We start from the raw sequence: 14,687 nt of genomic DNA on the forward strand, positions 1-14,687 counted from the left end.
ACCAATGACTAATGACTAATGACTAATGAATTGAAATGCTTGCTCAAAATCTTCTTTGATATCGTCAATGTGTTCAATACCCACTGATACACGCACCAAATCAGATGTCACACCGGCGGAAAGTTGTTCGGTATCACTTAGTTGTTGATGTGTTGTGGAAGCAGGATGAATAACGAGGGTTTTAGCATCTCCAACGTTTGCTAAATGACTTGCCAATTTGACATAATTAATAAAGATTTTACCCGCTTCTAGTCCGCCTTTGATCCCAAAATTTAAGACTCCGCCAAATCCGTGTCTGAGATATTTTTTGGCTCGCTCATGAGCAGGGTGATGAGGAAGTCCTGGATAATTTACCCATGCTACTTGTGGTTGCTTTTCTAACCACTGGGCTAATTCTAAAGCGTTGCTCACATGGCGGTCTACACGCAGAGAAAGAGTTTCTAATCCCTGTAATAACAGAAAGGCGTTAAATGGACTCAATGAGGGGCCAAAATCCCTTAACCCTTCTACTCTGGCACGAATAATGAAGGCAATATTACCAAATTGACTACTTACACCAAATACTTCTTGAAAAATCAGCCCATGATAACCGGGGGATGGTTCAGTAAAGACGGGAAATTTGCCATTACCCCAGTCAAATTTGCCAGAATCGACAATTACGCCGCCGAGAGAAGTGCCGTGACCACCAATCCACTTAGTTGCAGATTCGACTACAATATCTGCACCGTGTTCAATTGGTCGAGCCAGATATCCGCCAGCCCCAAAGGTATTATCGACAATCAGGGGAATGCCATTTTCATGAGCAATTTGGGCTAAGGCAACAAAGTCGGGAATATTGAATTGGGGATTGCCGATGGTTTCCACATACAATGCTTTTGTGCGATCGTCGATCGCCTGACGAAAATTTTCTACCTCGTCTCCTTCGACAAATTTGACATTTATTCCTAAACGTGGTAAAGCGACTTTAAATTGGTTATACGTTCCCCCATATAAAAAACTGGTGGAAACAATATTATCTCCAACTTGTGCGATCGTACTTAAAGCCAAGAACTGCGCCGCCTGACCACTAGAGGTAGCTAACGCTGCTACACCCCCCTCTAAAGCAGCAATTCGCTTTTCAAATACATCTGTTGTCGGATTCATGATCCGCGTATAGATATTGCCAAACTCTTGCAGGGCAAACAACCGCGCCCCATGATCTGCATCGTCAAAAACGTATGACGTTGTTTGATAAATCGGTACAGCGCGGGCATTAGTTCCTATAGCTGGTTCTTGTCCCGCATGGACTTGCAATGTTTCAAAGCGATATTTTTCAGACATAGAGAATTATTGCTAGCAAAGATATTTTGATAAACGATCATAAATCTATCGGTTTTTAGTATGTTAACATTCCTGCGTCAAGTCCCTATATGCTCAGTTATCGTTCTGGAGAGTAAGTTGGTGATTGCTGGTAAATCTAAGTATCTTTACATCCGAATTTGATATAATTTTTATATTATTATTATTTACTCGACATTCAGAATTTTGGAATAGTAGAGATACTTAATCACATCTTTACTATCCAAATTACGAATTGCGAATTAATTAAACGCGTCCCCACATTAAAATGCGTTTGTAAGGGAAAAAGAAAGGTTGCTCATCTTCCAACTTCTCAAATAACTTTTCCCTATACCGTTCTACGAATCGTTCATAAGTCTGGGTATCTAACCGCGACTCGTATGCCGTTAGTAACGTGCCACGATACCACTCAACTACAGATTCTCGTGACGGGAGAACATGACCATAAATTTGTGTTTAACTAAAGCTTTACGGATATCGCTGATGATTTCGTTGCTGAGGTTAATGCTCCACTCAATACCGATGATTTTTGCACCGATACGTCCGGCAATTGGTTTGATGTCAAAATGTTGGGAAGTCATGGTAGTTACTCCAAGTTAAATAAGATTGTGGATTGTATCACGCAGAGACGCAAAGGCGCAGAGAGCAAGAGTTGGAGGAATCTATGCGGGGTAAAAGACGAATGTTCGTAGTTCGATGCTTTCTCGTGGGGGAGCGTTGGCTGGGCTGGTAGGGTCTTCAAAGGCTGTATGGGCTGCAAAACGGGCGTGTCCGTCTTCTGCGGAGTCGAAGCATTTAATAAATAGAGCTTCGTCTCTGTGCATTTGCGGGAAGTAGAACCATTTATGTTTGGCGTTATACGTGACTCCGTATGTTTCACCGACGCGATCGCGGTACACTAAATCACCAACTACAAGGTCTGTTATTGCAATACTCTGGGCGTCACACACTGCTAATGGTGACTCTTGAATTGGTTGTGCAATCGCTCGCCAAACATTAACGATGGCAAATCTTTGTTTTAGTAGCGTATCAATGTCATCTATCCCCCGCGCTGCTAGTTCCAAATGGGCGCGAGTATAGCCGGATTTGGCGGTGAAGTCGTTGTGTACGCGCAAGGCAGGTTCTTTAATATTATTCTCACCTGGCTTGGATTGACTGGCATTACGCAAGGTGTGATCGAATATCACTACCTTTGTTCCACCTGTCACTTCTTTTAATAATTGCTCGGCTTCTGGATAGTAGACGCGGCGTACTTCGTCTTCATCGTAAAAGTTGCGGACATTAGTATTATGTCCAGTAAATGCAAAACCTTCTCTATCTAACGAGATATTCTCTGAGATAGAACGAGCATTGTAAATTGGTAGTCTGTGCGTCTGATAAGTTGCATTCGTGCGGGGAATCCCGACTGGCGGTTCGTAGGTATAGTTAACAGGTTTTTCTGCCATTGGAATCAGGTAACTCAGGTTAGCCTCTACGTATGGCAGTTGTGCGGAAATTGGTTTGTCTAGAACTTGGTTATTTAAGCTCATCTGTTATCCCATTTTGGATTTTAGTTAATTTCTGTCAATCCCTGTGTCTTATTTTTGAGATGCACCAACGGGAACAGGTTCACCGAGAACTTTGGCGAATCTTTGCAAATAGAAGTCTACAGGGTTTGCTACTGCTTGAATTGAGGAGCGATCGCCTACCAGATTCCACCATGTCTGCAAACGAGATGTTTCTGCTGGTAGTGTGAATTTGCGGAAGTGTTCTAAGAGTGGTAAACGTTCAAACCAAGGATAGAAGCTGATATCAACAAGGCTAAACTGATCTCCTAACAAGTAATCACCTTTGCCTAATCCTTCTTGTTCAATATATAAAAGTGCTTCTGTGAACTCTCTTCGTCCTTGTTCTTGTTCCTGGCTATCTTTACCGCGCAGAAATTTGTTAAAAGCTGGGACAAGGCGAGTATTGGCGTAGTCTATCCAGATGCGAGCGATCGCTTTAGCTGCGGGATCGCGGGGTAACAAAGGTGGCTCTGGAAAAACCTCATCTAAATATTCATTGATGATGGCGGACTCGTAAATTTCAACATCCCCATGTTTGATAGCTGGGACTTTGCCATACTGGGAAATCTGAGTGTACCCATCTGGTTTGTTCTGTAAGTCAATTTCTATCGGGGTGAAGTCAATACCTTTTTCCAGTAACACTACACGGGTACGTTGAGAAAAAGTAGAGGCTTTGGCGAAGTACAGTTGTATGTTGCTCATGAAATCTTTTCCTTATAATTATCGTGGATGCAGACTATTTGAGATTGCACAACTCCAACTCAAGCAATAAGACAAAAGCGAGAGGTGTTGATTAGTGCAGTTAAATAATTGACTAGCAGGTATCTATGTCAGTTAGATGGTATATTACAGTTTGTCGGTCGGTTTAACGTATTTAATATATTATACAGTCTTCCTGAAAACATGTATACCTAATTATTAGTGGAACTAAATAAATATTTAGAAGCGTTGACACACCTAAAAATTAGGAAAATTTCTGTAAGCGATCGCACAAAAATGGTAATAACTGAAGTCCTTACTCCACCAGAAGCACTGACTCCAGAAATGGCTGAACTGCTGAAGTTTTCCGATGAGTTGGTGGATGAGTTTTTAGCGGCTGAACAGTGTGTGTTCAGCGTGCCGATGTACAACTTCAGTATTCCGTCCAACTTCAAAGGATACATTGATCAAGTGGTTCGTGTGGGTCGCACATTCACCGAGGAGGATAGTCAAGTCAAAGGACTTGCAAACGGTAAAAAAGTGTTGTTCATCACATCACGAGGCGTTGAATATGGAGCAGGTTCTCCTTATGAAGGATGGGATTGTCAGGAACCTGCGCTCCGGTATGCTGAGCGATGGCAAGGAGAACACCGCAGGCATCGCAGAACTTTTTGGTGTAGTGAGTGTATCTTAAGTTGCCACGGATGTGATAGCATACCTTCAACAATTTTAGATAGCATACTTAATCCATGAATCAAGTTCGACTCCCCAAAGTTAGCATCGCCGTGATTGGTTTGATAGTTGCAAGCGTATTTCATGCTACTCCCGTGCTGGGAGCTATTCTAACTAGGCAAGAATTTTCAGGTGATTTTACCTTAGTCGATGCTACTACCCCATTCCTTACGAACTTTTTGCCAGAAGAGAGCGAATATTCGGGATTCGTAGTTTACTCAGAGTCCGGGACTTTGAGCGATTGGGAGCTATCCGTCAACAATCTAGACCTGAATTTGAACAGAGGCTCTGCTAATGGCGGTAACTTAACCCCAGATGTTGATTTTGAGCTTGATTCTAGGTCGAATTGGAATTTAGTAGTTGATTTTGGCATTGCTTTTGATGCCCCTAGATATACCTTAGAAAGAACTTCAAGCTCTAAAATTAGCTTGACGGGTGAAGTCGGACGGGCAGGAACATACATCTATCAAGATTCTGCTGCCAATATTACTCTGAGTTCTTCATCTACATCAGTACCTGAACCTACTTCCCTACTAGGTCTATTGTTTGGAGTTGGTGCAATTGCTGTCTCTAAAAAAGCCGGGAAGACGAAATCGGAAGCATGAATTACTGAACCAGTACCAAAGCTTTATCGATCTACACCGCTTTGAGCCAATCACTTGAGGGGGCGACAAAGAAATTAAAGTGGTTGGTGTATAAGCATCATAGCCATCAAACCTTGGTGATAAAATGGCTGCTTATTGCGAACGGCGGCCATTATTTCCATAACTAATTCCTGACACTCATTCAAAGAAACTATCCAATTTTGCCCGTATAAACCTTATAGATTTTTACCGTTGTTGATACATCTGATAAATTGGTTGATAAATACCAAGGTTAAGAAGCAACGAAAAACTCAGCATTTCTCGTTTGATTTATTTTCCAAGCCTCAAAGTGATCGCCAAAATTTTGTTAATAAACAAGCCTTAATGAGATTATTTTTAAATCTATTGAGAATGCGCTGGTCTTATTGATTATCCATTAATGTTTAAAATATTTAAACCTAAAAACCGCCTGAAATCAGGAGTTTTAAACAAGTCAAAAATGAATTAGGTTGGGCTGATTTTCGTCTGACTGATTATCAAAGTATTGAACGATAGCACCTGACAAATAGCAATTTCGCCCATATCAATTGAGGATACAAAACCATGAGGATGTCCTGGTTGATAATCAATAGTAATTTGTCCAGTATGGCAATCATCAATTCTTAATATTTGGGTCATGCCTCGCAAGCTAGGCAGAGTTACTGGTTCCAGCGCTGGCTTTATCTTGCCAAGCATTGAAATCGGTGAAACTACGGGCGACCCGGAAAAAAGAAACTTACGCGCTCCAGATGTTTCATTTGTTCGGGCAGAACGACTCAAGAAAACTCAGCGTGATTTTGTGCAGTTAGTCCCCGATCTCACAGTTGAGGTCAAATCTAAAAGTGACCGTATCAAACCACTGGAAGAGAAAATTAAACTATTCTTAGAACTTGGTTCTAGAGTAAGTATTCTCACTGACTCTGACAAACTTTTAGTTACAGTTTATCGCCCTAACCAGGAACCAGTTATTTAAAAGATAACGACAAATTAGTAATACCAGAGTTACTTCCAGGTTGGGAATTAGCAATAGCCGAATTATGGCCACCTGAATTTGAATAACTCAATTAGGGATTGAAACAGAGAATAATCTGATCAATTTTTTGACGGGTTACTACTTGCGTTTTTAACGTATGTTCTCCTTGTTTACCGCTAAAAAACTTCATCAGGACACATAGGAACTCATCTTTAGTATAAATACGCAGCTAAAACTTTATTAAGTGTGCTTTTTAACCTATGTTTACCCTTGGTGTTACCATACTCCTTCTCCTAACGGAGACGCTAACGCGAACGGAGAAGCAAGCTATACGTCAGCGTCTTGAAGAGAAGGGTAGATGGGTTTTGTTTATGTAGCCGTGACTTCGAGTTAGTCACCAAGGCTTTTCAAATAACCTCTAAAACTTAAAAATTAAATTCAAGTATCTTCACTATGGTAAATACAATTTCTCGATCTGATATTGTCAGTAGCTTATATGCAATTGTTGCCGAGCAACGAAGCTCTTTAGTTGATTTAATATGGGAACAACACCATTTCCATGAAAAGCGCCGATGGAGTGCAGTGGAGATGATTGGTGCGATTAACCTGGAGGCTGTGAGTAAATTTGATAAAGCTAATCTCTGGAATGCTGGACGTGCAGAATTGACTACCAAGCCAGGAGCCGATCGTTTGGCTAGATTGGCTGATGCTGAGTGTCGTCGTTGGCAAGATGGGAATCCAGTTTTAGCAAGCATTATGCAAGCTTGTAGTACTTGGAGCCGTTACTGGAATGAGGAAGAAAGCTTTCACGAAACCACACTTAACCGCTTATCGACTCTACTCAGGCTAGAACCTGTCAGTAACGAGACTGTCATTGAGTTTCGGAAGATTTTTCCCGACGATGACATGCTCAGAACACTAGTATTATTAGCGATTTCAGAGATTACAGCCACGGTTAACTACTCTTGGTGTGCTAGTATTGCTCAAGACCCTGGATTGAAAAAGCTATTTAAGCAAATTGCTGCTGATGAATCGCAGCATCTGACATACTTCATAAGTTTTGCTAAAGCTTTAGTTGATAGTAAAGAGTACTCACCCAAAGGCGCATTTGCTGTTGCACACTTGTTTATGCGAGAAGGGGGCGAACTTTATGGTAGTAACCGCCAACATCTTGAGCAGAGGGATTCTCACGTCAACTGGTGGGATTACATCAAGTATGAGATGGTTCTGCCAGACAATATTGAGCGCAAACAAATCCTGATATTTTCTGCTCTCAGACAAATTACAGGAATTCAGGTAACGTCTGCGGCTGAAGTTGAGCAGACATGGCTGGATCTGGTGGGATGTTAATTGGACTGGGGCATGATATTCAACTGATTGCAGAACTAACAAAAGTTGAAGCTTTGAAACTTCCAGGCATTTTCTTTACAAACACTGAGTGCCTTTACTTCAGCCAAAGTAAAAACCCTCTCCAAAGTATGGCAGGTACTTTTTCAGCTAAAGAAGCCTTGTTTAAGGCTTTGGCAATGGCCCCTAATTTCTACTGGACAGATGTAGAAGTGCGACATAATTCCCGTTACGCACCTTACTTTGAATTTTACGGCTCACTGGCAGAGCATTTTCAGGTTCAAGGTTGGACTGTTCACCTTTCTATATCTCACAGTGGGGATTATGTGTCTACTGTTGTGGCTATTTCTCCACAGCCATGATTGCAACGATTTGGCAGTAGAAAGATGTAAATAAACAGAAGTGTGTAATAAAAAGTAAAGTTAACAAAAACTCTCTTCTCCTTTGGGTTCGTCACTTTGCCAGACGCTCGTTCGCGTAGCGTCTCCCCTTGGGAGAAGACTCGCTAACGCTGCGCTAACGACGCAAAGCGCCAAGACGGAAAGTGATTCACCTTTCTGCCTTCTGCCACCCCACTTGCTACAACGAGGGAAACCTCCGCAACGCCGTGGCTCCTCTGCCTTCTACCTTGCCTTGATAATAAATATTCACGCCAACCGACTTATGAACTTTGAAGCTGTTAACCTAAAACTTCAGGTACGCCCGAATGACCTTGACAGTTTGGGTCACGTCAATAATGCCACTGTTCTCGAATACCTAGAAGCAGGGCGATGGTCATGGCTTGAGCATCACAACTTATTTCACAGACAGAGGATTATTCCTGTAGTTGCTCGTATTGAAGTCAACTATATCCGTGAAATATTACCTGGAGAGGTCAAGATTATTACAAAACTCAAAGACGCGGAGGAAGATTACTATTATCAAGTAATTTTTCACCAATTTATTGAGATTTTCAAAAACGGAACTGTAAAGGTTGCTGCTGATGCTCTTGTGAAAGTAGCATTCATTGATTCAATTGAACGATCGCTTAGAACTCTCCAAGATTTTCTTGATGAAAATAAGCAACAAGATGCTTGAGGTCAAAACAATGCAAGACTTACAACCTAGAACTAAGCTGTCGATGACTGTGATCGCAATGATTCAGGCTCTCAAGAATACTGACTCACACTTGGGCTTGTTCTTAAAGCAGGATCGCGCTGCTGAGTCTAAGTTTCTCGCCTATTGTGAGATGTACCAGAAGATTGCAGCCTATATGGAGTACTTTCGGGCTGCGGGTGTGACAGCTGGTTCAAGGATTCTGTTTCCTTTTGAAACAACCGAAGGTGTGATTATTGCATTCTTTGCTTTAGTTGGACTGGGAGCAATTCCACTGTCAGTCAAACCCTACAGCATGGGTGTTGTTAAAGAGAGCTACCTGGAATTTTTGACGAAGGTTACAACCCAATATCAAGCTGAATTTGTGTTGGAAGCACCTAGTATTAGAAGTTTAGAATTGAGCCTCCAGCGTCTACACTTACCAGACACAGATATTCAGCCCCAAGAATCAGCAAATTTTGCAACAATTACGGATACTGATATTGCTTTTGTACAGTTTTCTTCTGGCTCGACTTCTTTCCCCAAAGGAATTCCAGTCACTCATGGAAAAATTGTGACACAAATGCAGGTCATCAGTAACCATGTTCAAAATAGACCCAGTGATGCAACTGCAAGTTGGCTGCCACTTTATCACGATATGGGATTAGTAGGTGGTTTGCTCACAACCCTATACGTGAGGCATAACTTGCACCTGAGTACCCCAATGCATTTTTTGATGAATCCTGTGGAGTGGTTGAGCGAACTGTCAGATAAGCCTTGTTATGGTATGGCGGAGGCAGTCCTGATGATTTCCTGCTGTAAGTTAGAAGATATTCCCCGGATCGTGACTTTGGCAAATGGCTGCAAAGCTATTTCTGTAGGTCAAGCTTTGAGTACATTTGATATCCGTTTAAGAACTGAAGATGGTCTTTTATGCCATGAAGGTGAAATTGGTGAAGTTGAACTCAGAGGCGGGACTTTGGTCGATAATTATTTTGAAAGCGAACACCCTTTTTACAATTGTGATGGTTTTTTCCCTACTGGTGATTTGGGTGTAATTAGCGAGGGTGAGTTGTTCGTCATAGGTCGGCTGAACGATCGCTTCAAAATTAATGGTCAAAGTTATTTTGCAAGCGATTTTGAACATGCCATAGAGTCGCTACCGTTTGTACAACCGAGCAAAGTTGCGACAATTCAGGCTGATGACCGGATTATTGTCTTGATAGAAACCAAACAGGCCAGTATTCTTCAACAAGTAATTGACCATCAACGCCAAGTCAGCGAGATTGTTCTCAACCAGCTGGGCATTAAAATCCTTGTGGACAATATACTCTTCATTCGCCCAGGACAACTAGAAAAAACTAGCAGTGGCAAGTTACGGCGAATAGCGATCGCTCAAGCCTACGTCACAGGGAAAATTATGCTTGCTAACAACGCTATAAATGGGTGTTAATTCTTTACTAACACTTTCGATTTATCCCTCTCCTAAGAAACCGTATTTGCTTCGGGCTGGGGAACAAGCTCAAAACCTAAAGCTAGAGCTTTTTTCTGGAGGTTATTGACGACTCGTTCTTGGTAACGTTGTTCATAATAATCCATGCCAGGATCTTGATAGTCACCTCCAGATGTCCAAAGTCGGTAGAAAATTCGTGCTAACTTATGAGCAGTAGCAGTGATAGCTTTGGGTGTACCCAGGCGAGAACGTAAACGACGGTAAAAAGCACCCAAGGCAGAATTGCTCTTGCCTGCTGTTTGTGCTGCGATTCGGAAAGCATTGGTAGCCGGGTTGAGAACAAGGCGAGTTTTAGAACTTTTAATTTTACCACCAGTGATGCGATTGCAAGGGCAAAGACCAAGCCAGGAAGTAAAGTGTTTAACAGTTGGGAATCGGGTAGGATCTAAACCTACCTCCGAAATAATGGTTTGCACTGTTTGGATACCAAGACCATCAACGGCCGTGAAGTCCACACCACTAATTCGGTAAAGATGGGTACGTAAATCAAAAGCAGGTTCATTGCCTTGGGGTTTATGGCGGGGGTGCTTTGGTTGCGGAAGCGGAGATTCATTCAAATTAACTTTGTTGCTAAATTGAGCCAAGCACTCTTGTATTTGGCGATCGCAAGCTGCTATCTGAGTTTGATAAACCAATACCTGCTGCATTTGGGTTGATTGGTCTTAAGTCAGAAGTTTCATTCGCACTTGGTTGATGGGAACGGGATTTGGACTTTGGTGTTTTCATCATCAAAGGCTTCCTCATGAATGCGGAGTCATACTAGCTAATTGGAGGTGTGCCCTGACCTGGGTTGACGGATGAATACAGTCTCCTAAACGGGATAATGGTAGCAACCATTTCACCAATGTCATAACCGTCTCAACCCAGAACCAAGCTTCTGTACGGGCGACAAAGCACCATTGGGGGATCGGTCTTAACTGTCAGGACACAATAAAAGTGTAATTTTTTTCGGTGCATCTTAATTTTGTTTCTTCCATCCATAACGGAAGCCAGCGCGTCCGTAAACAGCTTCTGTCACTCTCCGAAAACATTTGCCTTTTCTAAAATCTAGAGCTTTTGTATAGCAACCGATGTCTACAACGGGCTACGCCTACGCGCGATTCTTTTCTAATAACAAATATAAGACCTATTTTTTTCTAATAGTATAGCTTGTATTGATTGCCTCATAAGGCTTCTAGCGATCGCCCTTCCGGAGAGTGACAGAAGAGGGGTATGTTGGTTGATGCTAACTTGGTTGCTCATAAACCAATATCTACGACAATGGAAGAGGCGGCTGCACTTCCCTTAGTTTCAATCTCTAGCTTCGCAGGCAGTGGGGCCACCAATTAGCTCATTTGAGATGTCTGCTGACGGTCGCACGTTTCAGGATGTCGGTAACAAGGCGGTTAACGGTAGAGGTAAATTCTATCCATAAGAGGGTGTTTACAATACCCTCTTATTTGACAATTACCAAAGAAAGGCAGAGGGCAGGAGGCAGGAGGAAGAAAATATATTTTTTGCCCTCTGCTAAAAGGGTTTAGAGCAACTAAATTTATTTATGAAAAAAAATAAAAATATTTTTTCCGAGACGCACAGCCCAAGGAAAAATACGTCCTTATTAAATCCCCTAAATTCATTTATGGGGATTACCTCCAGCAAGAACTGCCTCCAGCAAGAACTGCCTCCTTAATCTCCCTCATCTCCTTTGGTTGCTCTGAACTGCCTCCTGTATATTAAAAGTAATAATATTAAAATCGAAATATATGGATAGCAAAGAACTAGCACAATACATTGAAGCAACGAATAGCATCACTAAACCTTGGCTATTGGCACAACTGCGGCTCAAGAAACTGCAAGAACGTCGAGCTATGCTTACAGACGATGTTTACACCAAAGAATTAGAAGATATTTACCAAGACTTGATGAATTTGGGAGAATGGTGGCGTGGCATTGAGGATGAAGTATTTTAAAGTTATGAGTTAGGAGTTCTTTGAGTTCTCACTTCTAATTTGAATTAATAAGGGTGTAGTAGGGAATGGATTATCGGGATGCAGGAGTTGATGTTGAGGCTGGACGAGGCTTTGTAGATCAAATTCGCAATTTAGTTCAGAGTACCTTCAGACCGGAAGTAATTGGCGGACTGGGTGGCTTTGGCGGCTGCTTCCAACTACCAGGGGGTCTCAAGGAACCAGTTTTGGTTTCCGGCACAGATGGGGTGGGTACAAAGCTAAAAATAGCTCACATTCTTAATCGTCATGACACCGTTGGCATTGATTTGGTGGCGATGTGTGTTAACGATGTGTTGACATCTGGCGCGGAACCTCTGTTTTTTTTAGATTATGTGGCAACCGGTAAGCTAGACAAAGAGCAACTAACTGATGTGGTTGTGGGTATAAGCTCTGGATGTAAGCAAGCTGGTTGTGCCTTATTGGGAGGAGAAACGGCAGAAATGCCTGGTTTCTACCAGGCGGGTGAGTATGACTTGGCTGGGTTTTGTGTGGGAATTGTCGAAAAAAGCAAGATGCTAGACGGTTCCCAGGTGCAAGTAGGGGATGTAGCGATCGCACTTGCTAGTACTGGTGTACACAGTAATGGTTTAAGCTTAGTACGAAAGATTGTTAATGATGGCGGGTTTACGTGGAGCGATGCGCCAGACTTGTTAAGTAGTGAAACTCTCGGAGAAACTTTCCTGAAACCTACCCGCATTTACGTCAAACCCGTTTTAGCAGCGCTGCAAGCAGGTTTGGAAATTCATGGTATGGCTCACATCACAGGTGGCGGATTGCCAGAAAATTTGCCCAGATGCTTGGGTCAAGGTCAAGCGATCAAAATTGACCCCAGCAGTTGGAATATCCCCCCTGTATTTCAATGGCTAGCTGAAGCCGGAGAGGTCAGCCCCCAAGCCATGTATAATACGTTCAACATGGGAATTGGATTTGTCCTGCTGGTTCCACCTGATCAGATTGAGCAGACAATTACCCATTTTGAATCACAAGATATTCCCACTTATGCGATCGGTAAAGTTATTACTGGTTCGGGTGAATTAGTAGGATTAACGATATAAATAAAAGTTTTTATACAGTTAATAAAAGCCTATTTCAGGCTTGGTAAAGAGAATTATTTTACCAAGCCTCATTATATAAGTCATTTAGCAGAGATGCTATAGCCGTATTTATAATATATTCTATGCCTGATTTATTACTACTTATGCAAAAAGTAATAAGAGATACCTATGAATACTAACGTTGAGATTTGCTAACGTAGTCTTAACATATTGAAAAATTTGCTAATGAAGCTGAGTAAATAGCTGCCAACACTAATTTCCGGTGCTGGATGTTTCTCGTCTGTATGTGTGGCATTTTGGTGTGTTAAAAATATAGATTTTTGTTCAGAGGGGGTTATGGCTGTAAATTTGGCACGAACTACTGCTTCGGCAGAACTTTTGAAGCAAGTATTCCAAAACATTGATGCACAGAGTTGTCCGAGGTTATTCAACTTTCACATGCATACTATCTACTCGGATGGGAAGTTGCAACCGAGTGGATTGATGGAGCAGGTGATGGCTATTGGCCTAAAAGGGTTAGCTATCACCGATCATCATAGTATTAGCGGCTATCAAGCATCACTTGCTTGGTTGGAAAACTGGAAGTGGACTAATCCTGGTGCAAGCACTCCTCACCTGTGGAGTGGCGTGGAAATCAATGCCAATCTTTTGGATATAGAAGTTCACATTTTGGCTTACGCTTTTGAGCCAGAACACCCTAGTATGAAACCTTATCTACTAAGAAAGGCTACTACAGGCAAAGAATATCAGGCAAGTAAGGTGATTGCCGCTATTCATGAAGCTGGGGGATTGGCAGTACTTGCTCATCCAGCTCGTTATAAGCGATCGCATTTTGACTTAATTCCAGCTGCTGCCAAAAAGGGTATCGATGGTGTGGAAAGTTTCTACGCTTATAATAACCCTAACCCTTGGAAACCCAGCCCCTTGGAATCAGAACAAGTACAAAAGTTGGCTGATGAATACTTTCTTTTGAATACATGTGGTACTGATAGCCACGGTTTGAGCTTGCTACAACGCTTGTAAAGCAATATCTTGTCCTAAAGGACACGCTAGGCAACGCCAATTTACGAGGCTTGGAAATAGGGTTTAAGCTGGTCTTAAAGGCCAAACAAGAAAAATCGCTTGGTTAAACTAATTGACCGGAGGCGGAGCGTCTCCGGCTTCGGAAAATTCTTTTACGCAAACGAGCGGTGATTGAATCAGTCAACTATTATCTCAAAAACTTGTGTCAGATATTAGAGTTAACTTCAAGAGCTTGAGAAGCTATGATGATTGTCTCTTTAGCAGCTTTTTCCTTACGTTCACTGTAGCGGTCTGTGAGATAATCAACCTTGTCACGCAATAGCAAGGTAAACTTGTAAAGTTCTTCCATAACATCCACGACGCGATCGCGGTAAGGCGAATCCTTCATAGTACCGTCTTCGTTAAACTCCTGATATGCTTTAGCCACTGAGGATTGATTGGGGATAGTAAACATTCGCATCCAGCGCCCAAGAATTCTTAACGTGTTGCGGAAGTCCCCACCTTCAATGTACTCATAAGGTGGGGATAGGGAGCAGGGGATGAGGATTGCATCTGGAATTGATTTTTTGCATCAAGCAAAAACAAATTTCGGATGTATGACGAATCCCTAATTATTTTGTTTAAGTACTTTATCATAAAATACATTTGTGGTAGAGTATTCCTATCAAGGAGGTGAAAGTGAAGTGTTACACAAAGTGGTACAAGTCCGTTTATATCCGTCACTTGAGCAACAAATCCAATTAGCTCAAACTTTTGGGTGTGCTAGATGGTGGTG

The 14,687-nt window shown here is 42.1% G+C and carries 16 protein-coding genes and 2 pseudogenes; 11 read left to right on the forward strand and 7 right to left on the reverse strand.

The genetic code is table 11. The features are described 5' to 3' along the window. Nucleotides 1-15 precede the first annotated feature (15 nt). The 4 genes from F8S12_RS30900 to F8S12_RS30915 form a co-directional block, all read right to left on the reverse strand. Nucleotides 16-1,320 (reverse strand): O-acetylhomoserine aminocarboxypropyltransferase/cysteine synthase family protein, encoded by a 1,305-nt coding sequence (locus F8S12_RS30900; RefSeq protein WP_196520074.1) that lies wholly within the window; start codon nucleotides 1,318-1,320, stop codon nucleotides 16-18. A 431-nt stretch (nucleotides 1,321-1,751) separates the two neighbouring features. After that, entirely contained in the window at nucleotides 1,752-1,919 is a 168-nt protein-coding gene (locus F8S12_RS30905; RefSeq protein WP_230968386.1) for a hypothetical protein, read from the reverse strand. Nucleotides 1,920-2,000: 81 nt separating this feature from the next. Next, nucleotides 2,001-2,867 carry a CmcJ/NvfI family oxidoreductase gene (locus tag F8S12_RS30910; RefSeq protein WP_196520076.1) on the reverse strand — a complete coding sequence of 289 codons (867 nt, stop codon included), beginning with the start codon at nucleotides 2,865-2,867 and terminating at the stop codon, nucleotides 2,001-2,003. Between the two features lie 48 nt (nucleotides 2,868-2,915). Then, a complete protein-coding gene (locus F8S12_RS30915; RefSeq protein ID WP_196520078.1) occupies nucleotides 2,916-3,587 on the reverse strand; it encodes a glutathione S-transferase family protein in 672 nt (223 codons plus the stop codon). A gap of 219 nt (nucleotides 3,588-3,806) precedes the next feature. On the opposite strand from F8S12_RS30915, the gene F8S12_RS30920 reads away from it, so the two are divergent. Further along, nucleotides 3,807-4,337, forward strand: coding sequence for an FMN-dependent NADH-azoreductase (locus F8S12_RS30920; RefSeq protein WP_331001466.1), 531 nt, complete (start codon nucleotides 3,807-3,809; stop codon nucleotides 4,335-4,337). Continuing rightward, nucleotides 4,334-4,921, forward strand: a complete 588-nt coding sequence (locus F8S12_RS30925; protein ID WP_196520079.1) for a PEP-CTERM sorting domain-containing protein — start codon at nucleotides 4,334-4,336, stop codon at nucleotides 4,919-4,921. Before F8S12_RS30920 ends, F8S12_RS30925 begins: the two co-directional genes overlap by 4 nt. Nucleotides 4,922-5,404: 483 nt before the next feature. On the opposite strand, the gene F8S12_RS30930 is transcribed toward F8S12_RS30925, so the two are convergent. Next, on the reverse strand, nucleotides 5,405-5,578 hold the full coding sequence (locus tag F8S12_RS30930; RefSeq protein WP_230968387.1) for a hypothetical protein: 174 nt from the start codon (nucleotides 5,576-5,578) through the stop codon (nucleotides 5,405-5,407). Here F8S12_RS30930 and F8S12_RS30935 point away from each other — a divergent pair. The 5 genes and pseudogenes from F8S12_RS30935 to F8S12_RS30960 form a co-directional block, all read left to right on the forward strand. Then, nucleotides 5,559-5,998 (forward strand): annotated as a pseudogene (locus F8S12_RS30935) (Uma2 family endonuclease); the annotation flags it as partial. The gene F8S12_RS30930 and the pseudogene F8S12_RS30935 overlap by 20 nt on opposite strands. Nucleotides 5,999-6,365: 367 nt before the next feature. Continuing rightward, nucleotides 6,366-7,262, forward strand: coding sequence for an acyl-ACP desaturase (locus tag F8S12_RS30945; protein WP_196520081.1), 897 nt, complete (start codon nucleotides 6,366-6,368; stop codon nucleotides 7,260-7,262). After that, nucleotides 7,238-7,621, forward strand: coding sequence for a holo-ACP synthase (locus F8S12_RS30950; protein WP_196520083.1), 384 nt, complete (start codon nucleotides 7,238-7,240; stop codon nucleotides 7,619-7,621). Before F8S12_RS30945 ends, F8S12_RS30950 begins: the two co-directional genes overlap by 25 nt. Before the next feature lie 301 nt (nucleotides 7,622-7,922). Next, nucleotides 7,923-8,336 (forward strand): acyl-CoA thioesterase, encoded by a 414-nt coding sequence (locus tag F8S12_RS30955; protein WP_196520085.1) that lies wholly within the window; start codon nucleotides 7,923-7,925, stop codon nucleotides 8,334-8,336. A 10-nt stretch (nucleotides 8,337-8,346) separates the two neighbouring features. Further along, nucleotides 8,347-9,786, forward strand: a complete 1,440-nt coding sequence (locus F8S12_RS30960; RefSeq protein WP_196520087.1) for an AMP-binding protein — start codon at nucleotides 8,347-8,349, stop codon at nucleotides 9,784-9,786. Between the two features lie 32 nt (nucleotides 9,787-9,818). On the opposite strand, the gene F8S12_RS30965 is transcribed toward F8S12_RS30960, so the two are convergent. Beyond that, entirely contained in the window at nucleotides 9,819-10,493 is a 675-nt protein-coding gene (locus tag F8S12_RS30965; protein WP_196520089.1) for a transposase, read from the reverse strand. A gap of 1,095 nt (nucleotides 10,494-11,588) precedes the next feature. Between F8S12_RS30965 and F8S12_RS30970 the strand changes: the two genes are divergently transcribed. The 3 genes from F8S12_RS30970 (at nucleotide 11,589) to F8S12_RS30980 (ending at nucleotide 13,912) form a co-directional block, all read left to right on the forward strand. Then, a complete protein-coding gene (locus tag F8S12_RS30970; protein WP_196520091.1) occupies nucleotides 11,589-11,795 on the forward strand; it encodes a hypothetical protein in 207 nt (68 codons plus the stop codon). Nucleotides 11,796-11,860: 65 nt separating this feature from the next. Beyond that, nucleotides 11,861-12,889: a phosphoribosylformylglycinamidine cyclo-ligase gene (gene purM / locus F8S12_RS30975; RefSeq protein ID WP_196520093.1), complete on the forward strand. Its 1,029-nt coding sequence runs from the start codon at nucleotides 11,861-11,863 to the stop codon at nucleotides 12,887-12,889. Between the two features lie 336 nt (nucleotides 12,890-13,225). Further along, a complete protein-coding gene (locus tag F8S12_RS30980) occupies nucleotides 13,226-13,912 on the forward strand; it encodes a PHP domain-containing protein (RefSeq protein ID WP_196520095.1) in 687 nt (228 codons plus the stop codon). A gap of 205 nt (nucleotides 13,913-14,117) precedes the next feature. Here F8S12_RS30980 and F8S12_RS30985 read toward each other — a convergent pair. After that, nucleotides 14,118-14,399: pseudogene (locus tag F8S12_RS30985) on the reverse strand (arsenical resistance protein ArsH); the annotation flags it as partial. A 196-nt stretch (nucleotides 14,400-14,595) separates the two neighbouring features. Between F8S12_RS30985 and F8S12_RS30990 the strand changes: the two are divergent. Then, on the forward strand, nucleotides 14,596-14,687 hold a 92-nt coding region (locus F8S12_RS30990), incomplete at its 3' end, for a helix-turn-helix domain-containing protein (protein ID WP_196520101.1).

This window comes from Nostoc sp. WHI (assembly GCF_015714725.1).
Taxonomy (GTDB): Bacteria; Cyanobacteriota; Cyanobacteriia; order Cyanobacteriales; family Nostocaceae; genus Nostoc.